This window comes from Pseudomonas sp. (assembly GCF_035512415.1).
In the GTDB taxonomy this organism is placed as follows: Bacteria; Pseudomonadota; Gammaproteobacteria; order Pseudomonadales; family Pseudomonadaceae; genus Aquipseudomonas.
This window is the reverse complement of the sequence record NZ_DATKDZ010000038.1, coordinates 399,407-426,014: the sequence shown is the minus strand read 5'-3', so window position 1 is coordinate 426,014 and position 26,608 is coordinate 399,407. Positions and strand designations below refer to the sequence as shown.

27 protein-coding genes and 2 pseudogenes are annotated in these 26,608 nt (G+C 62.2%); 10 read left to right on the top strand and 19 right to left on the bottom strand.

The window, feature by feature from the left end; genetic code table 11:
- Positions 1 to 165: 165 nt before the first annotated feature.
- Positions 166 to 837: a ribonuclease T gene (rnt, locus tag VMP31_RS19195; protein WP_325509295.1), complete on the bottom strand. Its 672-nt coding sequence runs from the start codon at positions 835 to 837 to the stop codon at positions 166 to 168.
- Positions 834 to 1,880: a dihydroorotase gene (gene pyrC / locus VMP31_RS19190; RefSeq protein WP_325509294.1), complete on the bottom strand. Its 1,047-nt coding sequence runs from the start codon at positions 1,878 to 1,880 to the stop codon at positions 834 to 836. Before pyrC ends, rnt begins: the two co-directional genes overlap by 4 nt.
- Positions 1,881 to 2,085: 205 nt before the next feature.
- Here pyrC and VMP31_RS19185 point away from each other — a divergent pair, with 205 nt between their 5' ends.
- The 3 genes from VMP31_RS19185 (at position 2,086) to gloA (ending at position 4,819) form a co-directional block, all read left to right on the top strand.
- On the top strand, positions 2,086 to 2,997 hold the full coding sequence (locus tag VMP31_RS19185; RefSeq protein ID WP_325509293.1) for a flagellar protein MotY: 912 nt from the start codon (positions 2,086 to 2,088) through the stop codon (positions 2,995 to 2,997).
- Positions 2,998 to 3,129: 132 nt separating this feature from the next.
- Complete coding sequence (locus VMP31_RS19180; protein WP_325509292.1) at positions 3,130 to 4,347, top strand: argininosuccinate synthase; 1,218 nt, start codon at positions 3,130 to 3,132, stop codon at positions 4,345 to 4,347.
- A gap of 79 nt (positions 4,348 to 4,426) precedes the next feature.
- Complete coding sequence (gene gloA, locus VMP31_RS19175) at positions 4,427 to 4,819, top strand: lactoylglutathione lyase (protein ID WP_325509291.1); 393 nt, start codon at positions 4,427 to 4,429, stop codon at positions 4,817 to 4,819.
- A 170-nt stretch (positions 4,820 to 4,989) separates the two neighbouring features.
- On the opposite strand, the gene VMP31_RS19170 is transcribed toward gloA, so the two are convergent.
- From VMP31_RS19170 to metG, 9 genes are all read right to left on the bottom strand, one after another.
- Complete coding sequence (locus tag VMP31_RS19170) at positions 4,990 to 5,169, bottom strand: PA3496 family putative envelope integrity protein (RefSeq protein ID WP_325509290.1); 180 nt, start codon at positions 5,167 to 5,169, stop codon at positions 4,990 to 4,992.
- 108 nt (positions 5,170 to 5,277) lie between these two features.
- Entirely contained in the window at positions 5,278 to 5,916 is a 639-nt protein-coding gene (gene nth, locus VMP31_RS19165) for an endonuclease III (protein WP_325509289.1), read from the bottom strand.
- Positions 5,913 to 6,626: an electron transport complex subunit E gene (locus tag VMP31_RS19160; RefSeq protein ID WP_325509288.1), complete on the bottom strand. Its 714-nt coding sequence runs from the start codon at positions 6,624 to 6,626 to the stop codon at positions 5,913 to 5,915. The genes nth and VMP31_RS19160 overlap by 4 nt, the downstream gene beginning before the upstream one ends.
- Complete coding sequence (rsxG, locus tag VMP31_RS19155; RefSeq protein ID WP_325509476.1) at positions 6,619 to 7,236, bottom strand: electron transport complex subunit RsxG; 618 nt, start codon at positions 7,234 to 7,236, stop codon at positions 6,619 to 6,621. Before rsxG ends, VMP31_RS19160 begins: the two co-directional genes overlap by 8 nt.
- A 29-nt stretch (positions 7,237 to 7,265) precedes the next feature.
- Positions 7,266 to 8,297 (bottom strand): RnfABCDGE type electron transport complex subunit D, encoded by a 1,032-nt coding sequence (locus VMP31_RS19150; protein WP_325509287.1) that lies wholly within the window; start codon positions 8,295 to 8,297, stop codon positions 7,266 to 7,268.
- Positions 8,298 to 8,340: 43 nt separating this feature from the next.
- Positions 8,341 to 10,845 carry an electron transport complex subunit RsxC gene (gene rsxC / locus VMP31_RS19145; RefSeq protein WP_325509286.1) on the bottom strand — a complete coding sequence of 835 codons (2,505 nt, stop codon included), beginning with the start codon at positions 10,843 to 10,845 and terminating at the stop codon, positions 8,341 to 8,343.
- Positions 10,842 to 11,417, bottom strand: coding sequence for an electron transport complex subunit RsxB (rsxB, locus tag VMP31_RS19140; RefSeq protein ID WP_325509285.1), 576 nt, complete (start codon positions 11,415 to 11,417; stop codon positions 10,842 to 10,844). The genes rsxC and rsxB overlap by 4 nt, the downstream gene beginning before the upstream one ends.
- The gene (rsxA, locus tag VMP31_RS19135) at positions 11,414 to 11,998 is read right to left on the bottom strand and encodes an electron transport complex subunit RsxA (protein WP_325509284.1); all 585 of its coding nucleotides are present in this window, start codon (positions 11,996 to 11,998) and stop codon (positions 11,414 to 11,416) included. The genes rsxB and rsxA overlap by 4 nt, the downstream gene beginning before the upstream one ends.
- Positions 11,999 to 12,233: 235 nt before the next feature.
- Positions 12,234 to 14,276 (bottom strand): methionine--tRNA ligase, encoded by a 2,043-nt coding sequence (gene metG / locus VMP31_RS19130; protein WP_325509283.1) that lies wholly within the window; start codon positions 14,274 to 14,276, stop codon positions 12,234 to 12,236.
- 156 nt (positions 14,277 to 14,432) lie between these two features.
- Here metG and apbC point away from each other — a divergent pair, with 156 nt between their 5' ends.
- The gene (apbC, locus tag VMP31_RS19125; protein WP_325509282.1) at positions 14,433 to 15,524 is read left to right on the top strand and encodes an iron-sulfur cluster carrier protein ApbC; all 1,092 of its coding nucleotides are present in this window, start codon (positions 14,433 to 14,435) and stop codon (positions 15,522 to 15,524) included.
- 109 nt (positions 15,525 to 15,633) lie between these two features.
- Here apbC and VMP31_RS19120 read toward each other — a convergent pair whose 3' ends face one another.
- Positions 15,634 to 15,843, bottom strand: a complete 210-nt coding sequence (locus tag VMP31_RS19120) for a cold-shock protein (protein WP_090242762.1) — start codon at positions 15,841 to 15,843, stop codon at positions 15,634 to 15,636.
- Between the two features lie 324 nt (positions 15,844 to 16,167).
- On the opposite strand from VMP31_RS19120, the gene dcd reads away from it, so the two are divergent.
- On the top strand, positions 16,168 to 16,734 hold the full coding sequence (gene dcd / locus VMP31_RS19115; protein ID WP_325509281.1) for a dCTP deaminase: 567 nt from the start codon (positions 16,168 to 16,170) through the stop codon (positions 16,732 to 16,734).
- A 58-nt stretch (positions 16,735 to 16,792) separates the two neighbouring features.
- Here dcd and nadE read toward each other — a convergent pair whose 3' ends face one another.
- The 5 genes from nadE to VMP31_RS19090 all read right to left on the bottom strand — a co-directional run bounded on the left by nadE (position 16,793) and on the right by VMP31_RS19090 (position 21,825).
- The gene (gene nadE, locus VMP31_RS19110; protein WP_325509280.1) at positions 16,793 to 17,620 is read right to left on the bottom strand and encodes an ammonia-dependent NAD(+) synthetase; all 828 of its coding nucleotides are present in this window, start codon (positions 17,618 to 17,620) and stop codon (positions 16,793 to 16,795) included.
- Positions 17,621 to 17,970: 350 nt separating this feature from the next.
- A complete protein-coding gene (locus VMP31_RS19105) occupies positions 17,971 to 20,508 on the bottom strand; it encodes a penicillin acylase family protein (RefSeq protein ID WP_414705474.1) in 2,538 nt (845 codons plus the stop codon).
- 132 nt (positions 20,509 to 20,640) lie between these two features.
- Positions 20,641 to 21,105, bottom strand: coding sequence for a DUF2489 domain-containing protein (locus VMP31_RS19100; protein WP_325509279.1), 465 nt, complete (start codon positions 21,103 to 21,105; stop codon positions 20,641 to 20,643).
- A 7-nt stretch (positions 21,106 to 21,112) separates the two neighbouring features.
- Complete coding sequence (locus VMP31_RS19095; RefSeq protein WP_325509278.1) at positions 21,113 to 21,322, bottom strand: SEC-C metal-binding domain-containing protein; 210 nt, start codon at positions 21,320 to 21,322, stop codon at positions 21,113 to 21,115.
- A 5-nt stretch (positions 21,323 to 21,327) separates the two neighbouring features.
- Positions 21,328 to 21,825: an LEA type 2 family protein gene (locus tag VMP31_RS19090; RefSeq protein ID WP_325509277.1), complete on the bottom strand. Its 498-nt coding sequence runs from the start codon at positions 21,823 to 21,825 to the stop codon at positions 21,328 to 21,330.
- Positions 21,826 to 21,937: 112 nt separating this feature from the next.
- Here VMP31_RS19090 and VMP31_RS19085 point away from each other — a divergent pair, with 112 nt between their 5' ends.
- Positions 21,938 to 22,486 (top strand): hypothetical protein, encoded by a 549-nt coding sequence (locus tag VMP31_RS19085; protein ID WP_325509276.1) that lies wholly within the window; start codon positions 21,938 to 21,940, stop codon positions 22,484 to 22,486.
- A gap of 10 nt (positions 22,487 to 22,496) precedes the next feature.
- Here VMP31_RS19085 and VMP31_RS19080 read toward each other — a convergent pair whose 3' ends face one another.
- Both VMP31_RS19080 and VMP31_RS19075 read right to left on the bottom strand, forming a co-directional pair.
- Positions 22,497 to 22,967 (bottom strand): YchJ family protein, encoded by a 471-nt coding sequence (locus VMP31_RS19080; protein ID WP_325509275.1) that lies wholly within the window; start codon positions 22,965 to 22,967, stop codon positions 22,497 to 22,499.
- A gap of 4 nt (positions 22,968 to 22,971) precedes the next feature.
- Complete coding sequence (locus tag VMP31_RS19075; RefSeq protein WP_325509274.1) at positions 22,972 to 23,469, bottom strand: DUF6231 family protein; 498 nt, start codon at positions 23,467 to 23,469, stop codon at positions 22,972 to 22,974.
- Between the two features lie 514 nt (positions 23,470 to 23,983).
- On the opposite strand from VMP31_RS19075, the pseudogene VMP31_RS19070 reads away from it, so the two are divergent.
- From VMP31_RS19070 to VMP31_RS19055, 4 genes and pseudogenes are all read left to right on the top strand, one after another.
- Positions 23,984 to 24,337, top strand: a pseudogene (locus VMP31_RS19070) (OmpA family protein); the annotation flags it as partial.
- Between the two features lie 370 nt (positions 24,338 to 24,707).
- A pseudogene (locus VMP31_RS19065) lies at positions 24,708 to 25,202 on the top strand (OmpA family protein); the annotation flags it as partial.
- Between the two features lie 305 nt (positions 25,203 to 25,507).
- Positions 25,508 to 25,813, top strand: coding sequence for a DUF1145 domain-containing protein (locus tag VMP31_RS19060; protein ID WP_325509273.1), 306 nt, complete (start codon positions 25,508 to 25,510; stop codon positions 25,811 to 25,813).
- Positions 25,806 to 26,567 (top strand): collagen-like protein, encoded by a 762-nt coding sequence (locus VMP31_RS19055; protein ID WP_325509272.1) that lies wholly within the window; start codon positions 25,806 to 25,808, stop codon positions 26,565 to 26,567. Before VMP31_RS19060 ends, VMP31_RS19055 begins: the two co-directional genes overlap by 8 nt.
- Positions 26,568 to 26,608 lie beyond the last annotated feature (41 nt).

Genomic DNA, 26,608 nt, shown 5'->3' with positions numbered 1-26,608 from the left:
AAGGTCTGGCGTTAGCGCAGACACAATCGCTCCCGATCTTGCGAGCTAGAGTCCTGCAAGGCGAAAACAGGCGAGGAAGCGGAGTGTACTTTTGTACATGAGCATTCCGAGTCTGTTTTTAACGCAGCAGGGCCGACGCGCAGCAGATCGTTGACGTGCACCTACTTAGTCGTCGAAATCCATCCAACCGCCCATCTCCTTCCAGCGATTGACGATGCCGCAGAACAGCTCGGCGGTCTTCTCGGTGTCGTAACGGGCCGAGTGCGCTTCCTTGCCGTCGAAGTCGATATCGGCGGCCTGGCAGGCTTTGGCCAGGACGGTCTGGCCGTAGGCGAGGCCGGCCAGGGTGGCGGTGTCGAAGCTGGAGAAGGGGTGGAAGGGGTTGCGCTTGATGCCGGTCCGGGCCACTGCGGCATTGAGGAAACCGAGGTCGAAGCTGCTGTTGTGGCCGACCAGGATCGCCCGCTTGCAGCTGTTGGCTTTCAGTGATTTGCGCAGACCGCGGAAGATTTCCGTCAGTGCGTGCTCTTCAGTGACGGCCATGCGCAGCGGGTGATCGAGCTTGATGCCGGTGAAGTCCAGCGCCGCCTGCTCGATGTTCGCCCCGACGAAGGGCTCAACCCGGAAGAAATGGGTGTGGTCCGGGTAGAGAAAACCCTGTTCGTCCATGGCGATGGTGGTCGCGGCGATTTCCAGCAGGGCATCGGTGGCGCAGTTGAAGCCGCCCGTCTCGACATCCACAACCACCGGCAGGTAGCCGCGGAAACGCGCGGCCATGGGGTGGCGCGGGCCGGAGGGGCTGCTTTCCAGTTCGTCGTCGTACAGATCTTCGCTCACGCGTTTTCCTCCAGCAGGCGCCAGCGCAGGGTTTCGCCGGCACGCAGCGGGATAACGCGTTGTTCGCCCAGCGGCAGGCTGGCCGGGGCGGTCCAGTCTTCACGCACCAGGGTGATGGTTTCGCGGTTGCGCGGCAGGCCGTAGAAGTCCGGGCCGTTGAGGCTGGCAAAGGCCTCCAGCTGGCCCAGGGCGTTGCGCTGCTCGAAGGCCTCAGCATATAGCTCGATGGCGGCGTAGGCGCTGTAGCAGCCGGCGCAGCCGCAGGCGGCTTCCTTGGCGTGCTGGGCATGGGGGGCCGAGTCGGTGCCTAGGAAGAACTTGGCATTGCCGCTGGTGGCGGCATCCAGCAGGGCGTCCTGGTGGGTGTTGCGCTTGAGAATCGGCAGGCAATAGAAGTGCGGGCGAATACCGCCGACCAGCATATGGTTGCGGTTGTACAGCAGGTGATGGGCGGTGATGGTGGCACCGACATTGGCCGAGGCGCTCTGCACGAACTCCACCGCATCACGGGTGGTGATATGTTCGAACACCACTTTCAGGCTCGGGAAACGCTCGACCACACGGGTCAGGTGTTCGTCGATAAAGACCTTCTCGCGGTCGAACACGTCGATCTCGTTGCGCGTCACTTCGCCATGCACCAGCAGCGGCAGGCCAATCTCGGCCATGGCCTCGAGCGCCGGGAAAATCTTGTCGATACTGGTCACGCCAGAGTCGGAGTTGGTGGTCGCACCGGCCGGGTAGAGTTTGGCCGCATGGACGAAACCCGAGGCCTTGGCCGCGCGCACGTCATCCGGGCTGGTCAGGTCGGTGAGGTAGAGCACCATCAGCGGTTCGAAGCGGCTGCCGGCAGGTCGGGCTGCGAGGATGCGCTGGCGGTAGGCGTCGGCTTCGCTGGCGTTGCGCACCGGCGGCACCAGGTTGGGCATGATGATGGCGCGGCCGAAGGTGCGGGCTACATCGGCGACCGTGTGCGGCAATACGGCACCGTCACGCAGGTGGATATGCCAGTCGTCGGGACGCAGCAGGGTAAGGCGGTCAGTCATGGAAGCTTCCAGGCGGGCGAAACGTGGCGAGAATGCTACCGGAAAAGGCTTGTGGCGGCACGCTGAAAGCTGCCCAGTCCGACAATCTCGGACGGATACCAGGGGCGTTTGGCGCGCCAAGTACTGCGCGCATAGCCGCAAGGCCTCAAGTTTTCCCCCCAGGCACCGATAGCCAGAACATAAGCCGTATTCCTGGGAGCCTGTCGTGCGACGTTATCCACTCGTCCTGCTTTGCCTGCTGGCATGCCAGCCAGTGCTAGCCATTAGTTTCCAGACCCGCCTGGAGAAGGTCGAGTGGCAAGTCGAGGGCGATCAATTCGAATGCCGCCTGAGTCAGCCCATTACCGATTTCGGCGCAGGGGTGTTCGTGCGCCGGGCGGGCGAGCAGGTGACCTTCCGTATGCAGGCTCGCGAGCGTTGGCTGGGGGCGGGGTCGGCGACCTTGCTGGCGGCCGCTGCACCCTGGCAGCCCGGACGTGGCGATATCAATCTGGGCTCGGTCAGCGTCGGCTCCTCCGAGGTGCTGTTCAACAGCTCCCAGGAGCAGGGGGCACGCCTGCTGACCGGCTTGTTCGAAGGCCGCAGCCCGTTGCTGCGTCACCGCACCGCCCAGGGTGGTGAGGCCATTGAGGTGCGCCTGCTGCCGGCCAAGTTCAAAAAGGCCTATAACGACTACCTCGCCTGCACGGCCAAACTGCTGCCGGTGAATTTCGATCAGGTGCGCCATAGCCAGGTCGGCTTTCCGGGCGGCGGGGTGGACCTCGAGCCAATGGCTCAGGCCAAGCTCGATATCATCCTCAGCTTTCTCAAGGCCGACCCCAGCGTTAATCGCATTCAGCTCGATGGCCATGCCGACAACAGCGGCAATCGCCTGATCAATCGCGACCTGTCACGCCGCCGTGCCCTGGCCGTGATGGAGTACCTCAAGGCCAACGGCGTGCCGGCCGAGAACATCACCCTGCGTTTCCATGGCGAACGCTACCCGCTGGTGCCGAATAACAGCGAGGCCAACCGGGCGAAGAACCGTCGCGTCAATGTGCAGCTCGACCGCGCCCCCGAAGCCCCGCCTGCGGCACCCGCCGAGGCTCCAGCCGCCGCGCCTGCAACGACTTCCTGAGCCCAGGGAAACACCGCTGGCGGGCGACAGAAGCTGTCGCTTGGTCGTCTCAAGCTGTCGCGGCCCTGTAAATTGACCGCCGAGGCCAGTAGAATCACGGGTTTTCCCGCACAACCCCGTGGAGTTGATGGCATGGCCGACGTAAACAAGGTAGTCCTGGCATATTCCGGTGGCCTGGACACTTCCGTGATCCTCAAGTGGCTGCAAGATACCTATAACTGCGAAGTGGTGACCTTCACCGCTGACCTCGGCCAGGGTGAGGAAGTCGAGCCAGCACGCGCCAAGGCCAAGGCCATGGGCGTCAAGGAAATCTATATCGACGACCTGCGCGAAGAGTTCGTGCGCGATTTCGTCTACCCGATGTTCCGCGCCAACACCGTCTACGAAGGCGAATACCTGCTGGGCACCTCGATTGCCCGTCCGCTGATCGCCAAGCGCCTGATCGAAATCGCCAACGAAACCGGTGCCGACGCCATCTCCCATGGCGCTACCGGCAAGGGTAACGACCAGGTGCGTTTCGAACTGGGTGCCTACGCCCTCAAGCCTGGCGTAAAAGTCATCGCCCCATGGCGCGAGTGGGACCTGCTGTCGCGCGAGAAGCTGATGGATTACGCCGAGAAGCACGCCATCCCGATCGAGCGTCATGGCAAGAAGAAGTCGCCGTACTCCATGGATGCCAACCTGCTGCACATCTCCTATGAAGGCGGCGTGCTGGAAGACACCTGGACCGAGCACGAAGAAGACATGTGGAAATGGACTGTCTCCCCCGAGACAGCGCCGGACGCCCCGACCTATATCGAGCTGACCTACCGCAAGGGCGACATCGTTGCCATCGACGGCAAGGACATGAGCCCGGCCACCGTGCTGGCCGAGCTGAACCGCATCGGCGGTGAGAACGGCATCGGTCGTCTGGATATCGTCGAAAACCGCTTTGTCGGCATGAAGTCCCGTGGCTGCTACGAGACCCCCGGCGGCACCATCATGCTCAAGGGCCACCGCGCCATTGAGTCGATCACCCTGGACCGCGAAGTCGCTCACCTGAAAGACGAGCTGATGCCCAAATACGCCAGCCTGATCTACAACGGTTTCTGGTGGAGCCCTGAGCGTCTGATGCTGCAACAGATGATCGACGCCTCCCAGGCCAACGTGAACGGCGTGGTGCGCATGAAGCTGTACAAGGGCAACGTGATCATCACCGGCCGCAAGTCCGATGATTCGCTGTTCGACGCCAATATCGCCACCTTCGAAGAAGATGGCGGCGCGTACAACCAGGCTGACGCCGGTGGCTTTATCAAGCTCAACGCCCTGCGCATGCGCATCGCGGCGGGCAAAGGGCGCAAGATGCTCTGATAGACTTCAGTGTCTGAGCCACATCAAACCCCGGCCATAAGCCGGGGTTTGCATTTATAAGCCGAAAAGGAGAAATCTGATGAGACTGCTGCATACCATGCTGCGCGTCGGCGATATGGATAAATCCATCGCGTTCTACACCGAAGTGCTGGGCATGACCCTGCTACGCCGCAAGGACTATCCAGAAGGGCAGTTCACCCTGGCCTTCGTCGGTTATGGCGATGAGGCGCACAACAGCGTGATCGAGCTGACCCATAACTGGGGTGTGGAAAGCTACGAGCTGGGTACGGGTTACGGCCATATCGCCCTGGAAGTGGCCGATGTCTACAAGGCCTGTGAGGACATTCGCGGTCGCGGCGGCAATATCACCCGCGAGCCGGGCCCGATGAAGCACGGCACCAGTATCCTGGCGTTTGTTGAGGATCCCGACGGTTACAAGATCGAACTGCTATCGCCGTCGCGTGCCGACTGACAGCAGGTGTTCTGTCTTGTAAGAACGGCGGGGACGCCCAGTCCCATGGCCGCGAATAGCCAGCGGTAGTGATGGGGTCGCGGGCATGGCCCGCTCCTACAGTAGGGGCTCCAGCCTGGTAGAACGAAAAGCCCCGCGGTTCAGCGGGGCTTTCTATGACGGGCTAGGGCTTACAGGTCGAAATCGTATTCGGCCAGCTGCTTGTGCAGGCGTCGTTCCTCGAGAAAGTTATCGATGATGCGGCGCTTGGTCAGGTTGGTTTTTGCCACCTCGACCGGGGCTTCGGCATCCTCGGCCTCTTCTGCAACAAAGTCTTCATCGAGCTCAAGATCTTCTTTCGCGGTACTCATCTGTTTCACTCCTGGCTACAGGGGGCCATTTGCGCACCTTATAGCGGCAAAACCTGAGCGGGTAAAAAAGATTTTTTCAATCGACTTGTCGACTGCCTGAATAGCGGCTCAATCGTCGGAGGTTTTCTGCTTGTATTCGCACAGGTCTTCGATGCGGCAACTGCCGCAGCGCGGCTTGCGCGCCTGGCACACATAGCGGCCATGGAGGATCAGCCAGTGGTGGGCGTCGAGGAGAAATTCCCTGGGGACGAACTTCAGCAGCTTGTTTTCCACCTCCACGACATTCTTGCCGGGGGCGATTCCGGTGCGGTTGCTGACCCGAAAAATATGCGTGTCCACGGCCATGGCCAACTGACGGAAGGCGGTATTGAGCACCACATTGGCGGTCTTGCGGCCGACCCCGGGCAGGGCCTCCAGGGCTTCACGGGTTTCCGGCACCTGGCTGCCATGCCGTTCGACCAGCAGGCGGCAGGTCTCGATCACGTTCTTGGCCTTGCTGTTGTACAGGCCGATGGTCTTGATGTACTCGCTCAAGCCCTCGACCCCCAGGGCGTAGATCGCTTCCGGGGTGTTGGCCACCGGGTAGAGCTTGGCGGTGGCCTTGTTGACGCTGACGTCGGTGGCCTGGGCCGAGAGAATCACCGCGATCAGCAGCTCGAAAGGCGAGCTATAGGCCAGCTCGGTTTTCGGTTCGGGGTCGTCTTCGTGCAGGCGGCGGAAGATTTCCAGGCGCTTGGCGGCGTTCACTCGATGACTCCGGTCACCCGCACTCGGCGGCTTTGCACCGGCGCATCGACCTGACGGGCCTTGGCCCGTTCGGCCAGCACCTCATCCACGCGGTTTTTGCAGGCGATCAACAGGCCCAGGACGATAAAGGCCCCCGGCGGCAGGATGGCCAGCAGAAAGCCGCGGTACTCGGGAATCACCGTTACCTGCCAGTTGGCGGCAAGCGGGCCGAACAGCAGGTGCATATTGGCGAACAGCACGCCGGTGCCGAACAGCTCGCGCAGGGCCCCGATCATTACCAGCACCGCGCCGAAGCCCAGGCCCATGACCAGGCCGTCATAGGCGGAGCGGGCCGGGTCATTTTTCGCCGCGAAGCCGTCGGCGCGGCCGAGGATCACACAGTTGGTGGTGATCAGCGGAATAAAGATGCCGAGGATCTGGTACAGCTCGTAGGTGAAGGCCTGCATCAGCAGTTCGATGCAGGTGGTCAGGGCGGCGATGATCATCACAAAGGCCGGCAGCCGCACCGCGGTGTTGACCACCCCGCGCACCAGCGATACCGCGGTATTGGAGCAGATCAGCACCACCGCGCTGGCCAGCGCCAGGCCGAGGGCGTTGACCGTGGAGTTGCTCACCCCCAGCAACGGGCAGAGGCCGAGCAGCTGTACCAGCGCCGGGTTGTTCTTCCACAGGCCGTTAAGGGTGATATCGCGGTAACTGGGGCTAGCCATTGGACTTCACCTGGGCTGCGAACAGCTGCTGCTTATGGGCATCGAAATACTGCAGGGCCTTGTGCACCGCCTTGACCACCGCGCGCGGGGTGATGGTGGCACCGGCAAACTGGTCGAACTCGCCGCGGTCCTTCTTCACCGCCCAGCCGGATTCGTCCGGCGCTTGCAGCGAGCGACCGACAAAGCTGTGGATCCAGGGGCTCTTCGCCAGTTCGATCTTGTCGCCCAGGCCCGGGGTTTCCCGGTGGTTGAGCACCCGTACTCCGGCCAGGCGGCCATCGACCTGGATGCCGATCAGCAACTGGATCGCGCCGCTGTAACCATCCGGGGCGGTGGCGCGCAGGATAATGGCGCTGGGTTGGCCATTCTTCAGGGCGATATAGGCGGGCTGTGGCGATTTGCTGCCGAGCAGCAGTGGGTCATGCAGCTGGATGCTGTGGTCCAGCAGCTGGTTGTCGTAGCTGCCCGGGGGCAGGATTTCGCTCAGGGCGCGGACCTGGGCCGCGCGCTCGGCGTTGGCGATACGCCCGGCAGTGGCTTGTTGCAGCACCGCCACCAGACCCACGGTGGCAATGGCGAACAGCCCGAGTACCAGGCTGTTTTTCAGCATCGAGCGGCTAATTTCAGGCAGGGCCACGGTCACTCTCCCAACTTGAAGCCGCGAGTCGGCTTGCGGTGGCCATAGGTGCGTGGCCGCGTGTAGTAGTCGATGGTCGGGGCCGCCAGGTTCATCAGCAGCACGGCGAAGGCTACACCGTCCGGATAGCCACCCCAGGCGCGGATCACATAAACCAGCACACCGACGCCGACACCGAAGAGCAGCCTACCGAGGTTGCTGGTCGCGCCGCTGACTGGATCGGTGACGATAAAGAAGGCCCCCAGCATGGTCGCGCCGGTGAGCAGATGAAACAGCGGCGAGCCGTGAGAGTCCGAGCCTGAGCCGTTCCAGAACAGCAGGCTCATCAGGGCCAGGGCGGCGAGCATGCCCACCGGCGCATGCCAGCTGAACAGACGCTTGTGCAGCAGGTACAGGCCGCCAGCGAGGAAGGCCAGGTTGACCGCCTCGGTGGCTGCGCCGCCGAGATAGCCGAAGGCAGGGTTCTGCGCCCACAGCTCGTCGATGGTCAGGCTCTTATTGACCTTCAGCGCGTCCAGTGCGGTGGCCAGGGCCCAGCCGTCGGGCAGATTGGCGATGCCGAAGATCTGCTGCAGGCTGTCCAGCAGGCCGACAGTATGCGGGGCTGGCCAGCTGGTCATTTCCACCGGGAAGGAAATCAGCACCACCACATAGCCAAGCATGGCCGGGTTGAAGGGGTTCTGCCCGAGGCCGCCATACAGCTGCTTGCCGAACACCACGGCAAAGCCGGTGGCCACCAGAGTCAGCCACCACGGCGAGTAGGGCGGCAGCGCCAGGGCCAGCAGCACGGCGGTGACCAGCACGCTGTAGTCCTTGAGGAAGAACAGCAGCGGGCGCTTGCGCAGGGCCAGGATGGCGGCCTCGAAGCCCAGGGCGCAGGCACTGGCCCACAGCAGATTGATCAGGGTGCCAGCACCGAACAGCCAGGTAAGGGCCAGGATGCCCGGCACCGTGGCCAGCAGCACCTGCAGCATGACCTGCTGGGTGCGGTTGCTGCCCTTGGCGTGGGGCGAGGTGATGCGGGGCAGGGCCATTGGTGCTCCGGTTGATGCTTGGGTTGGTTGCGCGGGGCTGTTATCAGCTGCCCGCGTGTTCCTGTAGCTTGCTTTCGGCGTCTGTTAGCCGCTGGCGTGCGGCGGCCAGGGCATCGGTTGCGCTGCTGTCATCGCGCTCCAGTTTGCGCAGGTCGGCGCGGGCGAAGGCCACCTCGGTTTTCAGTGCACGGGTGGTTTCGTCGATGGGCTTCTTGTCTGTACGCAGCAGCTCTGGCGCGGGTTTGCCGGAGGCGTCCTCGGCCTGATGCAGTGCCTTTTCGGCCTGCGCCAATGCGCTGCGCAGGGTCTCGAGCGTGGCGTCGTCGCTGCCGGCTTTCTCGGCCTTTTTCAGTTCGGCGCGCTTCATCGCCAGTTCGATCTTGGCCTTTTTCAGCGGATCGACGGCTTGTGCATCGGTCGCTTTTTCTGCGACTGCCGGTGCCTGGGCTTCGAGGCCGGACAGCAGTTTTTCTGCTGCCTCCAGCTGGCTGCGCAGTTGCGTTAGTTCAGCTTGCTGTTCGGGGCTGGGGGCTTCGAGTCTTTCCAGCTTGCGCAACTGGGCACGGAGCATGGCTGCGTCGATCTTGGCTTTTTTCAGTGCACCATCGTCGGCAGCAGTTTTGGCTACGGGGGCGGCCGCTGGGGCCGGTGCCTGGGCTTCGAGGCCGGCCAGCAGTTTTTCTGCGGCCTCCAGCTGGCTGCGTAGTTGCGCCAGTTCGGTTTGCTGTTCGGGGCTGGGTGCTTCGAGTCTTTCCAGCTTGCGCAACTGGGCACGGAGCATGGCAGCGTCGATCTTGGCTTTTTTCAGCGCGCCATCATCGGCAGCAGCCGGTGGCGCGGCCGGGGTTGGCGGGTTGGCGGCCATGGCTGTGTCGAGCGCCTGCTGGGCGGCGGCTGCGGCGCTACGCAGTTCGTCGACCTGGGTCTGCAGTTCGGGGCTGGCATGGGCGGCCAGCTGTTTCTCGGCCTTTTTCAGGGCGACCTGGGCCATGCTGGCTTCGATCTTGAGTTTCTTCTGCTCGTCACTCATGCCGGCCGGTTTGGCTGCCGGTGTGTCGCTGCTGGCCGCAGCCGTTGCGGCTTGTGCCTGGGCGGCCTTGGCCTGTGCCGCTTTGGCGGCGCGGGCCTGACGTTCGGCTTCCTTCTGTTCTTCGGCGCGGCGCAGGCGTTCCTGGCGCAGCTCGAAGCGCTGTTTCGACTGCTCGGCCTTGAGCTGCTTCTGCTCCAGGTCGCGAATCTCGCCCTTGGCCGCGCGGTAGTACTGCACCAGCGGGATGCTCGACGGGCAGACATAGGCACAGGCACCGCATTCGATGCAGTCGAACAGGTTATGCGCCCTGAGCTGCTCGTGCTCCTGGCCGATGGCGAAGAAGTGCAACTGCTGCGGCAGCAGGCTGGCCGGGCAGGCCTCGGCGCATTCGCCGCAGCGGATGCAGGGCATGGCTGGCGGTGGCGCTGGCAACTCGGCCACGGTCGAGGCCAGCAGGCAGTTGGTGGTCTTGATCAGCGGTACGGCAAAATCGGGCAGGGTAAAGCCCATCATCGGCCCGCCCATGATCAGGCGGTTCAGCTTGCCGCGGTCGAGGCCGGCAAATTCCAGCAACTCGCCCACCGCAGTGCCGAGCAGCACCTCGACGTTCATCGGCCGTGCCAGGGCTTCGCCGGTGAGGGTGGTGATGCGTGAGATCAGCGGTTTGCCGTTGATCACCGCGTTATGGATGGCCACGCAGGTGCCGACGTTCTGGCAGAGGATGCCGATATCCGCGGGCAGGCCGCCGGAGGGCACTTCCACGCCGGTAAGAATCTGGATCAGCTGTTTCTCGCCACCGGACGGGTATTTGGTCGGGAACACTTTGAGCTGATAGCTGCGCTCGCTCAGGGCTACACGCAGCGCGGCGATGGCTTCGGGCTTGTTGTCCTCGACGCCGATCAGCACCTGGTCGGGCTGGATCAGCTGAGCGAGGATATCGATACCCGAGACCAGCTCGCTCGCGCGCTCGCGCATCAGCAGGTCATCGGCGGTGATATAGGGTTCGCACTCGGTGCCGTTGATGATCAGCGTGTGGATCTTCTGGGTGGGCCGCGCGTTGAGCTTGACCGCCGTGGGAAAGCCCGCACCGCCCAGGCCGCTGATCCCGGCTTGGCGAATCAGCTCGATCAGGGCGCTGTTTTCCAGGTGGCGATAGTCTGCGCAGGGCGTCAGTTCGATCCACTCATCCAGCCCATCGCTGTCGATAACGATGGCCGGGGCGAGCATACCGGATACGTGCGGGTAGGGCTGCGGGCCGATAAAGCTCACGGTGCCGGAGGTCGGCGCATGCACCGGTACGCTGACAAAGCCAGTGGCGGCGGCGATCAGCTGGCCTTTCAGCACGCGCTCGCCCACGGCCACCACCGGCTCGGCGGCCGCGCCTATATGCTGGTTAAGCGGCAGGACCAGGCGCTTGGGCAGCGGTGCGGGTTGAATGGGCGTGCGGTTGGACAGTTCCTTGCGCTCGGCCGGGTGAATACCGCCGGGGATATCCCAGATGCGTTGCTGCGCGCTCATGCTGCCTGCTCCCGGTCCGAGGCAATCAGTTGGCCGGGGGCCAGGGGTTTTTCCCATTTCCAGCTTTGTACCGTGCTGCCGACCTCAAGCATGTCGATGCAGTCCACCGGGCAGGGCTCGACGCACAGGTCGCAGCCGGTGCACTCGCTGACAATCACGGTATGCATCTGCTTGGCCGCGCCGACGATAGCGTCCACCGGGCAGGCCTGGATGCACTTGGTGCAGCCAATGCACTCGGCTTCGCGGATATAGGCGACCATCTGCGGCTTTTCGCCTTCCACGGCGTCCAGCGGCTCGGCTTCGACATCCAGCAGGTCGGCCAGGGCAGCGATGGTCGCTTCGCCGCCGGGTGGGCACTTGTTGATCTTGTCGCCGCCGGCAATCGCCTCGGCGTAGGGCTTGCAGCCCGGATAGCCGCACTGGCCGCACTGGGTTTGCGGCAGCAGGGCATTGATCTGTTCGGCAATCGGGTTGCCTTCGACCTTGAAGCGCACCGCGGCGAAACCGAGGATGGCACCGGCCAGCAGGCACAGGGCGAGCAGGGCGAGAACGGCGATCAGCACCAGGCTCATAGCTTGATCAGCCCGGTAAAGCCCATAAAGGCCAGGGACATCAGCCCCGCGGTGATCATGCCGATGGCCGCGCCCTGGAAGGACTTGGGCACGTCGGCAATCGCAATGCGCTCACGCATGGCGGCGAACAGCACCAGCACCAGGGAAAAGCCCAGGCCGGCGGCGAAGCCGTTGGCGGTGGCGGTGATAAAGGTGAACTCGGTCTTGTTGGCGTTGAGCAGGGCCACGCCCAGAACTATGCAGTTGGTGGTGATCAGCGGCAGGAAAATACCCAGCACGCGGTACAGCAGCGGGCTGGTCTTGTTCACCACCATCTCGGTGAATTGCACCACCACGGCAATCACCAGGATAAAGCTGATGGTGCGCAGGTACTCGATATCCAGCGGCTTGAGCACGTACTCCTGGACCAGGTAGCTGCACATTGCGGCCAGGGTTAGGACGAAGGTAGTGGCCAGGGACAGGCCGATGGCCGTCTCGATCTTCTTCGACACGCCCATAAAGGGGCACAGGCCGAGGAACTGCACCAGCACGAAGTTATTGACCAGGATGGCGCTGACCATGATCAAGGCGAGTTCGGTCATTGCAGGTTCCATTGATGGACGGGCAAAAGGCCATTTCCCTCATCCGGCGCTACGCGCCACCTTCTCCCAGGGGGTAGAAGGCCAGAAGGATGCTGTCGCTGCGCGACTTACTATGTTCAAGGGCGGCTATTATCGGTAAGCCGACCCAGCCAGACAAGCTGGATCAGCCACCTTGAGGTGTCGGCATAAGGCTAGCGCAGCCTGAAGTCGCTGGCTGCGCTATTGGGTCGCAGGGCTACTTGACCCGCTGACCCGGCTTGGCACCGCTGTCGGGGCTAAGCAGGTAGATTTCTTCACCGCCGGGGCCAGCTGCCAGGACCATGCCTTCGCTGATGCCGAACTTCATCTTGCGCGCCGCCAGGTTGGCTACGTACAGGGTCAGGCGGCCTTCCAGCTTGCTTGGGTCCGGGTAGGCGCTCTTGATGCCGCTGAACACGTTGCGCTTGGCGTCGCCGATATCCAGAGTCAGGCGCAGCAGCTTGTCGGCCCCTTCGACGAACTCGCACTTCTCGATCAGGGCGATGCGCAGATCGACCGCGGCGAACGCATCGAAGGCGATTTCGGCGGCCAATGGGTCCTTAGTCAGCTCGCCATTGCCAGCTACAGCAGGCGCGGCTTCGCTGGCGGCCAGGTCTTCTTTGGAGGCTTCGATCATGGCGTCGATTTTCGCAGGCTCGATACGGGTCAGCAGGGCGCTGAAGGGGTTTAGTTGATGGTCGGCCAGCAGCGTCTGGTGATCGTCCCAGCTCAACGGCGCGATATTGAGGAAGGCCTCGGCATCGCTGGCTAGTTTCGGCAGTACCGGCTTGAGGAAGATCACCAACTGGCGGAACAGGTTTACGCCCAGGGCGCAGATGGCCTGCACTTCATCCTGCTTGCCGTCCTGTTTGGCCAGCGACCAGGGGGCCTTGTCGGCGATCCAGGCGTTGGCGCGGTCGGCCAGGGCCATGATCTCGCGCATGGCGCGGGCAAAGTCGCGGGCCTCGTAAGCTTCGGCGATGCTTGGCGCGGCGCTCTGGAAGGCTTCGGTCAGCTCGGGCGCGGCATTACCGGCGACCAGCAGGCCGTTGTTGCCCTTATGGATAAAACCGGCGCAACGGCTGGCGATATTCACCACTTTGCCGACCAGGTCCGAGTTGACCTTCTGCACGAAGTCTTCGAGGTTGAGGTCGAGGTCATCCACGCCGCGGCTCAGTTTGGCCGCGTAGTAGTAGCGCAAGTACTCGGGGTTCAGGTGATCCAGGTAGGTTCGTGCCTTGATAAAGGTGCCGCGGGACTTGGACATCTTCTGCCCGTTGACGGTCAGGTAGCCGTGCACGGCCACCGCGGTCGGCTTGCGGAAACCCGCGCCTTCGAGCATGGCCGGCCAGAACAGGGCGTGGAAGTTGACGATGTCCTTGCCGATAAAGTGGTACAGCTCGGCGGTCGAATCCTTGCCCCAGAACGCATCGAAGTTCAGCTCCGGGCGCTTGCTGCAGAGGTTCTTGAAACTGGCCATATAGCCGATCGGCGCGTCCAGCCAGACGTAGAAGTATTTGCCCGGCTCGTCGGGGATCTCGAAGCCGAAGTAGGGCGCGTCGCGGCTGATGTCCCATTCTTGCAGACCAGAATCCAGCCATTCGGCGATCTTGTTGGCCACTGCGTCCTGCAATGCGCCGCCGCGGGTCCAGCTTTTCAGCATGGCCTCGAAGTCCGGCAGCTTGAAGAAGAAATGCTTGGAGTCGCGCAGCTCAGGTACTGCACCGGAGATGGCCGAGCGTGGGTTTTTCAGCTCGGTCGGCTCGTAGGTGGCACCGCATTTCTCGCAGTTGTCGCCGTACTGGTCCTCGGCCGCGCACTTGGGGCAGGTGCCCTTGATAAAGCGGTCGGCGAGGAACATGCCCTTCTCGGGGTCGAAGTACTGGGTCACCGAACGGGTGGCGATATGCCCGGCGTCGCGCAGCTTCAGGTAGATGGCCGCTGACAGCTCGCGGTTCTCATCCGAGTGGGTGGAGTGGTAGTTGTCGAAGTTGACCCCGAAATCGGCAAAGTCGGCGGTGTGCTCGGCTTGCACATTGGCGATCAATTGCTCGGGAGTGATGCCTTCTTTCTCGGCGCGCAGCATGATTGCCGAGCCATGGGCATCGTCGGCGCAGACGTAGATGGCCTGGTTGCCGCGCAGCTTCTGGAAGCGCACCCACATGTCGGTCTGGATGTACTCGAGCATATGGCCAAGGTGAATCGAGCCGTTGGCATAGGGCAGGGCGCTGGTAACGAGAATCTTGCGGGCTTCGCTCATGGGATCGGCTGCACTGGTAACTCAGGGAAGCCGGTAACTATATAGGGCCGGCGGATATTTTTCATCCTGCGTGGGCAATGCCGGTCGGTGCCCACCTATGGGGGTGGCCTGGGGTAATATGTCCGCCTGCTTTACTCAGCCTTTCGGAGCCTTCCAATGAGTGTCGTTACCCGCGCAGCGGTCGAAGCCGCCTTGTCCCAATACACCGATCCGCATCTGAATCAGGACCCGGTCAGCGCCGGTTGCCTGCGTGAGGTGGATATCCAGGGTGGGCAGGTCAAGGTGCGTCTGCAGTTGGGCTACGCCGCGGGGCTGTTCAAGAACGGCTGGGCGCAGATGCTGCAGATGGCCCTGGAAAACCTTGATGGTGTCGAGCGTGCGCAGGTGCAGGTCGACTGCGTGATCGAAGCGCACAAGGCGCAGGATCAGATACCGGCGCTGGCCAATGTAAAGAACGTGATTGCCGTGGCGTCCGGCAAGGGCGGGGTGGGCAAGTCCACCACCGCGGCCAACCTGGCCCTGGCCCTGGCCCGTGAGGGTGCCAAGGTCGGCATCCTCGATGCGGATATCTATGGGCCGAGCCTGGGCATCATGTTCGGTATCCCTGAAGGCACGCGGCCCGAGATTCGCGATCAGAAATGGTTTGTGCCGCTCAAGGCCCATGGCGTGGAAGTGATGTCCATGGCCTTTCTCACCGACGAAAACACCCCGGTGGTGTGGCGCGGGCCGATGGTGTCCGGGGCGTTGATTCAGTTGATCACCCAGACCGCCTGGGATGACCTGGATTATCTGGTGGTCGATATGCCGCCAGGCACCGGTGATATCCAGCTGACCCTGGCGCAGAAGGTGCCGGTGGCCGGCGCGGTGATCGTCACCACGCCCCAGGACCTGGCCCTGCTGGATGCCAAAAAAGGCGTGGAGATGTTCCGCAAGGTGAATATCCCGGTGCTCGGCGTGGTGGAAAACATGGCCGTGCATATCTGTTCGAACTGCGGGCATGCCGAGCATCTGTTCGGTGAAGGCGGCGGCGAGAAGCTGGCATCGCAGTTTGGCGTCGACCTGCTGGCATCCTTGCCGCTGTCGATGGCCATCCGTATGCAATCCGACGGCGGCAGGCCCACCACTGTGGCCGACCCGGAAAGCCAGATCGCGATGATCTACCAGGAAACTGCGCGCAACGTCGGCGCGCGTATCGCTCAGGGCGCTGCGCAGCAGGCAATGCCGAGCATTGTGATCAGCGAAGACTGATTCGGTAGTGGCGTACGCAAGTACGCCATATCGTGCGCGCAGATAAATAAGCGCCCATAAAAAAGCCCCGCACTAGGCGGGGCTTTTTATCAAGCGAGGTTAGTGCAGGTTATACAACCTGAACTTCCTCAGCTTGCATGCCTTTCTGACCGCGGGTAGCGACGAAAGTCACTGCCTGGCCTTCTTTCAGGCTCTTGAAGCCATCGCTCTGGATAGCTTTGAAGTGTACGAAGAGGTCGTCACCGGATTGCGGAGTGATGAAGCCGTAGCCTTTTTCATCGTTAAACCACTTGACGGTGCCATTCTGACGATTCGACATGTTATGTCTCCTAACAATTTTAATAACAGCCCTGGAAAAGCCCAGGCCGGGACTGAGTGCAACGAGTACTAGGAGTCGGACGATGTTTGGATCGAAATCTAGGCATCAAGTAGCGATTCGCGGTGACACATGCAGCACAGTGGAATCACCATACTCGCTTTTAACGCTAAGCGCGAATGCTCTGTGCATCTTTCTGTTATTTGCTAAGGCGCAGGTGGATTGCCTGCTGGCCGTCCGCTGTGGCGCAAGAGGCTTTGAACCCGATGGCCGGCCCCGGTAAGATGCGCTCACTTTTTCATCATTAGCCCATTCAGGACGCCCGCCATGAGCATTAAATCGGATAAGTGGATTCGCCGCATGGCCCAAGAGCACGGCATGATCGAACCCTTCGTCGAGCGCCAGGTGCGTGCCGAGGGTGCGCAGCCGTTGATCTCCTACGGTGTTTCCAGCTACGGCTACGATGTGCGTTGCGCCGACGAATTCAAGGTGTTCACCAATATCAACTCGGCCACGGTCGATCCGAAGAACTTCGATGAGAAGAGCTTCGTCGATGTGAAAAGCGACGTGTGCATCATTCCGCCGAACTCCTTTGCCCTGGCCCGCACCGTGGAATTCTTTCGCATTCCCCGCGATGTGCTGACCATTTGCCTGGGCAAGAGCACCTACGCGCGCTGCGGCATCATCGTCAACGTCACCCCGCTGGAACCGGAGTGGGAAGGCCACGTGACTCTGGAGTTCTCCAACACCACCACCCTGCCGGCGAAGATCTACGCTAACGAGGGCGTGGCGCAGATGTTGTTCCTGCAGTCGGATGAGCCGTGCGAAGTGTCCTATAAGGATCGCGGCGGCAAGTATCAGGGCCAGCTGGGTGTGACCCTGCCCAGGGCTTGATCGGCCTCTGTAATGAAAAAGCCGGGCGTTGCCCGGCTTTTTCATGTGTATCAGAAACTCAGGGAACCAGTGGCAGTTCGCGTTTGTGGCGAGTGGCGTCATAGGTGCGCACGATAATGGCGTATGCCTCGTCGCGTACTGGCTGGCCGTGCAGGAAGGCGTCGATTTCGGCGTAGCTGACGCCGTGGGCTTCCTCGTCCGGTTTGCCGGGGCGCAGTTCTTCCAGGTCAGCGGTTGGCACCTTGAATACCAGGTTTTCCGGCGCGCCGAGGTGTTTGGCGATGGCGCGCACCTGATTTTTCACCAGGCCGGAAAGTGGGGCCAGGTCGCAGGCACCGTCACCGAACTTGGTGAAGAAGCCCATTACCGCTTCGGCAGCATGGTCGGTGCCAATCACCAGGCCGTTGTTGGCGTTGGCGATGGCGAACTGGGCGACCATGCGGATACGCGCCTTGATATTGCCGGTGACGAAGTCGCGACGGGCGTCGCTGAGCTTCTGCAGGTGGGTGACCTGTTCGCCGAGGCCCTGCACGCTGTCCGCGATATTCACCGTGTCTTCTTCATCTGCGCGGATAAATTGCAGGGAGGCCTGGGCGTCATGTTCGTCGTGCTGGGTGCCGTGGGGCAGGCGGACGGCGATAAAGCGATAGGCCGTGTCGCCTGTTTCGCTGCGCAGCTCTTCCACCGAGAGCTGCGCGAGGCGGCCTGCGGTCAGTGAGTCGACGCCGCCACTGATGCCCAGTACCAGTACCTTGAGCCCGGAGTTCTTCAGGCAGTTCTTGATAAAGGTTTTACGCTGGTTGATCTGCGCCACCAGCGCCGCTTCGTCGGTGAAGGGCGGCACCACGTCTAGGGCGGCGGCAATTTCAGCTTGGCGGTTGCTCATTTCAAAGTCCTCACTGGGAGCAGAACACATGGCTTATGCGGTCGCGCGGCAGAAATCCCCGGCTGTATGGCATCAAGCGTTGGTATAAGGCGCAAAGCTTACGTTGAACCGGCTGCAAAGTGCACGCTAGAGCTGCATATCTTGGCTAGGTGGGGCGAGTCGCAGGCAAAAAATGGCCGGGAGCAATTTTTAACGTCGCGAAGCGATAGCCCGGAGGGTGGCCGCCATGGATGGCAGGCAAAAGAAAGGGCGCTAAAAAGCGCCCTAAAACGATGATGATCTATGGAGTAAGTCCACTCAATCTGAGTGGCGCGGGCTGAAAGGGTTCAGTAACTCCCGACGAACGGTCGTTATTGCCCTGGTACCAGCACCAGGCGTTTGCTGCCATAGGCTTTGTCGAGGTTTTGCGGCTGGAAGGGGAAGGTCATGTACTGTCCCTTGAGCCAGGCGTCGATGCCATCGGCGTAGTGCTTGCTGGCCGGGTTGCCGGATTGACCGGAGCTGTTCAGGCCAATCAACGGTTCCTCGCGGCCGAAGTCGACGACGATGCGCATGGCGGGTACCAGCCAGGTGTCGAAGTTCTGCCCCCAGTTATAGGCCGATACGTTGAGCGTGCTGTGGTCGCCGCCTGCCGGGTGGGGGCCGCGATCCAGATAGCCCTTGAGGGCATTGATGCTGGTGCGCTGGCTGGTGCCCATATAGCGGGCCAGGTGGCTGGTTTCGGTGGTCCAGTTGTAGTTGTGCAGCTTGCCCCACTGCCAGGCGCTGCGCTCTGTGCCCAGTTTGTTCTCCATAAAGCTCACCGCGCCAGCCAGGCTGCGGGCCAGGATGGCTGGCTTGTCTTCCTGCTGCGTCGTGCGTCGGTCATTCCAGAACGGGCTGTCTTCACGGCCCAGCAGGTGGTCGGCCTGGGCCGAGTAGGAGCTGTTGGCGGTTTCCACCAGGGCCTGCCAGGCCGGGCTGGTTTCCGGGCCTAGTTCGTCGAGGAAGGTCTCCCGCGCACTCTGGTAGAGGAAGGCGCTGTACAGTGCGGCATCTGCCGAGGTGGCGGCCATCTTGCCGTCGAATTTCATCAGTCGGCTGTGCGCCTCGCGGGCCTTGCTGCGCTCTGCTGGCGGCAGGGCGTCGATGGCCGTTTTCAGGCTCTCGGCCATGCCCGGTGCGCTGAACATGCTCTGCAGCTTGCCGACAAACAGCGAGGTCTGGTCGTACTGCATGGCGATCATGCTCTGGCTGTCATGCTTGCCCGTTCCGGCGAGCTCGGCGATGCGTTCGGCGCGCTCGGGGTAGTACCAGGAGTTGGACAGCTGCATGCCGTAGCCGCGCGGCACGGTGCGGTGGTTGGCGGTGCCCAGCCAGCCCTCCGGCGGGTCCTGGTCATAGGGGTGGAGCATCGGGTCGGCAAAGCCGTCCCACTCATACTGGCTGTCCCAGCCGGGGGAGGGCATCAGGCCCAGGCCGGCGCGGCGATTGGGGAAGCGGCCGGTAACTTGCCAGCCGATATGCTGGGCGTCGGCGAAGACAATATTGAGCGGCATGGCGCGCACTTCGCGGGTGGCCTCGAAAGCCTGTTCCACCGATTGGGCACGGGACAGGTCGAAGAAGGCATCGAGGGTTTTATCCGCTTCGAACTGGGTGGTTTGCAGCGCCAGGCCATAGCCGCTGCTTAGCTGCATGGGTTGCAGCATGTGCTTGCGTTCGCCCAGCACGGAGTTCAGCAGCGGGCCATGGCGGGTTTCGTAGAGGGTTTCGCGGATTGGCCGCTGGCCCTTGATAAAGAAGGTTTCCTGGCGCTGCTGGGCGGGTAGCCACTTGCCGTCGGCCAGGTACAGCAGTCGGCCGTTTTCCCGTTTGATCTTCTCTAGAAACAGGTCCTGGTTATCGCCCATGACCATGGTCATGCCCCAGCCGAGTTTGCCGTTGAAGCCGGCCACCACTGCCGGTACGCCGGCAATCGACACGCCGGCAGCCTGGTACTTGGGCGAGCGGATCTGCACGAAATTCCACGCCGAAGGCATCGACAGCGGCAGGTGGGTGTCGTTGGCCAGCAGACTTTTGCCACTGCGACTGTTCTGCGGCGCGATGGCCCAGTTGTTGGACGCGGCGACACCGAGCATATGGGCGTCGGCGAATTGGCTGACGGCATTGCTCACGGCGTTCAGCCCCGTCAGTTGGCCATTGAGATCCAGGCCCTTGAGCTTGGCCGCTTCCTCTATAGGGAGTGGCTCATCGGGGTAGGTCGGCAGCAGCCAGGCCAGCTGGTCGCTGCCGACTTTCTGCGCCAGCACCAGGGCGGCGATTTCTTCCTGCAGGTTGACCGACAGGCCGAAGTTCAGCAGGCAGAACACCAGCACCGAGTCTTCCGCCTTCCAGTAGGACGGGCGATAGCCGGATTCGGCCAGGTCCATTGGCAGCTTGTCGCGGTAGCGGAACAGGTAGGCGTTGACCCCGCGTGCATAGACCTCGAAGAAGCGTTGCAGGCGTGGGGAAGCGTTGCGGTAGAGCACCTCGGCGCTTTTCTTCAGGTTGACCGCGCGCATAAAGCGGTCGATTTCCAGCACACCGGGGCCGGCCATTTCGGCCAGGCGACCTTCGGCCATCAGGCGCAGGCCCACCATCTGGCTCAGGCGATCGCTGGCGTGCACATAGCCGAGGGCAAACAGCGCGTCATGGAAGGTGTTGGTTTCGATCAGCGGCATGCCCAGCGCGTTGCGGCGGATGACCACGCTTTGCGCCAAGCCCTGGACGCGTACGGTGCCCTGATCCGGGTGCACGCTGGCGCTGTAGCGGCTTTGCAAAAACGACTGGCAACCGCTTAGCGTCACCGCAGCGGTCAGGGCGGCAGCCAGGCTCAGGTGGGCCATGGGGCGAAACAGGCGCGATTGCATGCAGCGGGCTCCTTGCGGTACGGGCAGACATCGGTGGGGCACGCGCCTTCGCTGCTATGCAAACAGGGTGCAGGTGCGGGGTTGTTAAGTTAGTCAGCGGCCATGCGCCTGGCAAGGCGCATGGTGGGTACTTCAGGCGCTTTTACGCGGTGCCTGCAGGCCTTCGTCGAGCAACCAGCGCGCCGCAGAGCGAGCCGCCGCCTTGTGTTGTAATTCGAGCTCGTTGAAATGCTTCTCGTGCTGGCGACGCAGGTTCTTGTCCAGGGCCTTCCATTCGGCGTGGGTTGGCACCTGGGCGGTGGCCTCGAACAGTAGATGGAAAACCTGGCAGCGGGCATCCTGGGTGAGCGAGGTGTCGTAATTATCGAGCAGCACTTTGATGCGAATCGCGCCTTCGATCAGCGGCAGCTGACCTTCCAGCAGGCTGCCGGCGAGGATCTGCAGATCTCCGCCGATCCGCTCGCGTTGCGCCTCGGCCGCTGCAGCCTGGGCTTTTTCCCGGGCCCAGACGCGACGCCATAGCAGCAGGGCATAAACTGCCAATGCTGCCAGCAGCAGGCCGCCGAGGCCCAGTAGGAACAGGTTGAGGTTGCTCATTGCGGGCTTATACGCCGTGGCATTTTTTGAATTTCTTCTGACTGCCGCATGGGCAAGGGTCGTTACGGCCAACATCCTTGAGGCTGTTACGCACCGGTTCTTGATGGCCGTGATTGCAGTGGGGGCCGTGTACATGCCCGTGATCATGATCGTGGGCATGATCATGGTCGTGGTCGTGATTGCAGTCAGGGCCATGGACATGGGCGTGTTGATTCATGGGAACTACTCCGAGATATATTCGCCGGGAATTATCTCGCCATTGCGCGACATGTGCACGCTCCGTCCGAACATCAGGCCGGTTTTCACCTTGCCTTGCAGGCGGTAGGGGATCGGCCGGTCTGGTTTTTCCAGGGCTTTGACGATCTGGCGCAAGTGCCGCCAGAGGTTGGTGCGTACCGGAACATCGAAACTGTAGTGACCATGGGCCGGTACGGTGAACCAGGCAGTGGATTCCCCTTCGGCCAGTTGCACCCCGTTGAGGTGGACCACGTAGTCGAGCCCGCGCACGGGCAGGCTGACGCTATTGGGGTTATCGATGCGAAAGCGCAGAGTGAAATGCTGCTCCAGCAATTTGGCTTTGACCACGTCGACCTTGATCAAGCGAACATCCGGGTCCTTGAAGTCACCTGACATCCAGGAGGAACATCCGCTAAGGCCAGAAAAGAGGCCAAAAACAATCAATAGGCTGAGAATTCTTATCGTTTGCGCCTGATAAAACATTGCATACTCCGAATGACGCATCAGTGTAACAAGCAAGTGCTCAGCTGCAACCTGTTGTGAGGGTAAAAAAACCTGCGCCATACTGAGCAGGAATTAGGACAGGAGTATGACCATGGCTTGTTACGAGATCGCTTTCAGTGGGCAATTGGTGCCGGGCGCTCAACTGGAGTTGGTGAAGGCCAATCTGGCCAAGCTGTTTCAGGCGGATGAGCAGCGTTTGGCCCTGCTGTTCTCTGGGCGGCGGATCGTGATCAAGAGCAACCTCGATGCGGCGGGGGCGGAGAAATACCGCAGCACTCTGGAGCGCGCCGGAGCCTTGGTCGAGGTGGTCGAACTGGCCCCGGAAGTCGAGGAAATCGAGCTGGCCCCGCCTCCCGCCGACCCCGCTGCTGGGGTGGGCACGCCTGGGGAACCCGTGGTCGGGCGTCTGCAGGTCGCTCCGCGGGACGAATATATGGCGGCCTTTGCCGAGGTGGATGCACCGGACTTTGGCATCGCACCCCTGGGGGCCGATGTGCAGGACGGCAAGCCAGTGCCCGCGGCACCTGCCCTCGATCTGTCGCAGTTCAGCCTGGCCCCGGTGGGCAGTGATATGGGCGAGGCGAAGAAGGCCCCGGCCGGCCCGCCGCCGGATATCTCGCATTTAAAGCTGCAGCCATGAGTTCTGCCTGTTAGAAAAAAGCCGAGCAGCATTTCTTGAATTTCTGCCCACTGGCGCAGGGGCAGGGGTCATTGCGGCCGATCCGCAGCTCGACGGTGGGGTCGATAAAATACCAGGCGTCAGCGCTGCGGACGAACGCCGAGCATTCGCGATGACTGTGCTCACCGCCGGCATTGCACCAGCGCGCAGTAAAGGTGACCCGGGCATGTTCGGGTTGCCCGGCGAACACTTCGGCGCTTTCCACCATCAGGCCCAACCAGCTGCTTTCCCGGCTCCAGGCGCTGATGGTCTGCAGGTCCAGCCCTGCCTGCTGGGCTGGAAGTGTGGTGGTGCGCAGGTAATCGATCAGTCCCAATGCATAGGCGCTGTAGCGCGAGCGCATCAGGGCTTCTGCAGTGGGGGCCGGCAGCCCTTGGTGATAGGGCGCGCAGCACTGCTGCAGTAGTTTGTCGCTGCCGCACGGGCATAGTGCTGTGGGCATCAGCTCACCACCAGTATTTGCCGAAGTTTTCCGGGTTGGCCCAGAACTTTGCGTTAAGCCAGTCAGGCACCTGTTTGTAATCGAGCAGGTCGTAGGTAAACAGCTCAAGCACCTGTTCGCCACGCTGGAAGCGTTCGCTGGCTTGCAGGGCGAGGGCGAAGAAGTCGGTTTCCTGCCAGTCGCAGGCCTGCAGGTCGACCAGCACTGCCAGGCGGCTGGCATTCAGGTTGCGAATGCCAGCAAGCAGTTCCAGGGCCGTGCGTTTGGGTAGATGTTCAAGGCAGTCGACAAACAGGGCCAGGTCGAAACGCTGCGCTGCCAGCTCCGTCGACAGGGGGCCGGCATCGGCATATTCAATATGACAATCGGGGTGGGCAGCCTTGAATGCCTCCAGGGCGGGCAGCTGGCTGGCTCCTACCAGCAACAGGCGTTGCGGGGTATAACGTGCCAATAATGCCGCCAGCGCTTGCTGGGGTGTGCGGCAGTGCGTGCTTTCAGGCATAAAGTGTCCTCAGTACAGGTTGAGAAAGACTAACGTGCCGAGGCACTATGGCCTAGCGGCCTGTCGAACTTAACGCAGCCACCAGTGCCGTGAACGTCTGGCTTGCCCCGGGAAGGGCGAATTTGACAAATTACGGGCGTATTCGCCGGAGATGCTTATTCTCTGGCGTATTCGCTAACTGGAGTCTTTACTGCTTAGGTATCGGTTTTTGGCCGACTTACCAATAGGAGAGGTATATATGAGCATTATGAGGAAGGCAGTACCCCTGATCATCGCGAGCAGCTTTTTGACGGGTTGTGCCGGATTGCAGAAAACTGACTGGCCAACCTGTGCCGCTGTAGGTGCTGTGGGTGGCGCGGCGTTGGGCGCAATTGAAAGTTCGACCTGGGCCGCTGGTGGCGCTGTGGTCGGTGCGGGTATGGCCGCAGCCTACTGCTGGGTACATGGTGCCGGCGGAGAGCAGCTGGTGATGGTCGAAGAAGTGGTCGAAGAGCCAGTGCCAATGGCCGAACCTGCCGAGGCTGTGCGTGTTGAGTTGGACGTCAAGTTCGATTTCGACAAGGCTCAGGTCAAGCCGGAAAGCTACGGCGACATCAAGAACCTTGCTGACTTCATGGGCCAGTACCCGCAAACCACTACCGTGGTTGAAGGGCATACCGACTCCGTGGGTAGCGATGCGTACAACCAGAACCTGTCCGAGCGCCGTGCCAATGCGGTGCGTGATGTACTGGTCAACCAGTACGGCGTAGGCGCTGAGCGCGTCAATGCCGTGGGTTATGGCGAGTCGCGTCCGGTTGCAGACAATGCTACCGACAGCGGCCGTGCCGTTAACCGTCGTGTAGAGGCCGAGGTGGAAGCGCGTCCATAAACCGCTTGCACAACTGCTGTCAGTAAAAAACAAGCCAGACCCTTCAAGGTCTGGCTTGTGTGCTTTCAATGCGGGGTCTTTACTCCAAAGGTACCGGTAATGGCCGGTATAACAGGAGATTTCAACCATGAGAGCCAGATTCATAACTGGGGTAGCCCCCATTCTCTTGGTCAGCAGTGTTCTTTCGGGGTGTGTCACAACTTCCAGTACGGGAGATGCGCCACTCAACCAAGGGAACTGGCCCCTGTGTAGCGTGATTGGTGGCCTGGCCGGTGCAGGTCTGGGCGCGATTGAAAGTTCCGCCTGGGCGGCGGGCGGTGCGGTGGCCGGTGCGGTTGTCGGTACGCTGATTTGCTATGCCCAGGATGGCGACGAGGACGGCGATGGTGTGTTCGACCGGCGCGACCGTTGCCCGGGTACCCCCGCCAATACTCCGGTGCACCACAATGGCTGCCCGCTCAAGGAATATGCCAGCAGCCCGCCGGCGATGGAGCCAGAGCCCGTGGTCATGGATGAAGCGGTGCGCGTCGAACTGGACGTGAAATTCGATTTCGACAAATCCGTGGTCAAGGAAGGCAGTCAGGCCGATATCAAGAGCCTGGCCGACTTTATGACGCAGTACCCGCAAACCACTACGACCGTCGAAGGGCACACCGACTCGGTAGGCAGCGATGCCTATAACCAGGGACTGTCCGAGCGGCGCGCCAATGCCGTGCGTGATGTGCTGGTCAACCAGTATGGGATCGAGGCAGGTCGGGTTTCCTCGGTGGGTTATGGTGAAGCACGGCCCGTCGCGGATAACGACACCGATTCCGGGCGTGCGATCAACCGCCGGGTGGAGGCCGAGGTAGAGGCCAGACCCTGATGCCAACCCATAGCGTTTAGCGCCCAGGGCATGGGGCGTGGTGGAAAATTGCTGCCGGCGTTTTTCCGCCTCAGTTGCCCGGGGCGTTTGCGCATCTCGGCTATCGGGCTGCATCGAGCTCTCGTTTGCCTGCCTAGCGCGCGCGGGCTGCATCCCCCCCGCAAGTAGCTTTTAACCATTGCCCACGACGGCATTGCCATTCAGAGGCAGCCCAAAGCGGTCGCGCCGACTGTTTGTCCTGGCCTGCTGGTCGCCTGTGGCCAAAGCGGTTAAGGTGCTGCCAAACAAAAACTGCCGGGGCATGTATGAACAAACTCTTGGTTTTGGGCAAAGTACTGGCCGCGATCTTCTGGGGCGTGGTGCTGGCCAATCTGCTACAACCCTTCGCGCAACCTTTTGCCCTGCTGCTGCAGCTGGCCGGGGCGCTGTTGCTGCTGATCCACGGTCTTGAACTGTGGGCCTTCAATAAGCGCCTTGGCGCTTGTCAGAGCCCGGGCCAGGAGCGGGTGCAAATTCTGCTGTTCGGTATTTTTCACCTGCACGGGCTGTCTGCAGCTCAGCCTGTGGCGCAGGAGCAGGACGACCTGCCGCTGGAGGCCGGCAATGCGTAATCTGCTGCTGGTGGCCGCATTATTCAGCCCCCTTGCCCTGGCCCAGGCGGTTATTGAAGTGGCCCCCCATGGGGTGATGCGCTTGCCGACCACCGCCAGCACGCTGCACGTCGAGCGTCTGCGGATTGCCGATCATGGCACCCTGCTGATCCCGGCCAACCTGACCGAGATGCGCGTCGCCGAATTGCACCTTGGCCGCGACGCACGGATCGCCATTGCCCCGGCTGACCAGGCCTTTCGCCTGGAAGTAGCCTCAGGCGAGATTGCCAGCGGTGCGCAGATCAGCGCCCGTGGCGCGCGTGGTACCCCGCAGCAACCCGCTTTGCCGGGACGCACGCTGAGTATCCGGCTGCAGGCCGTGGTGGCCGAGAGCCTGCTGCTGGATGCGCGCGGCGGTAGCGGTGCGCCGGGTTATGCCGGGCTGGATGGTGCCGATGGCCAGGCGGGTGGCTGTACCTGGGGACAGGCCAGCCGTGGTCATGATGGCCAGAACGGTGGCGACGGTCAGGAGGGGGCGGCGGGTGCCCAGGTGCGCCTTGAGCTGCCGGCCGATTTCCCGGTTCAGGTGCTGCAGGTGCTCCTCGATGGCGGTGCCGGTGGCGTTGCTGGCCGGGCGGGGCAGGGTGGTCGCGGCGGTCTGAGCAAGGGCTGCTTGCTCTATAGCACCCAGGGCGCTGGCGATGGTCGGCCTGGTCAGGCCGGCAAAACCGGTGCAGCTGGCCCCTCAGGTAGTGTCGATCTGCTGCGGTTCTAGGATCGCTATCGGCAGGGGCGCGGCGCGCACCCTGCCGACCC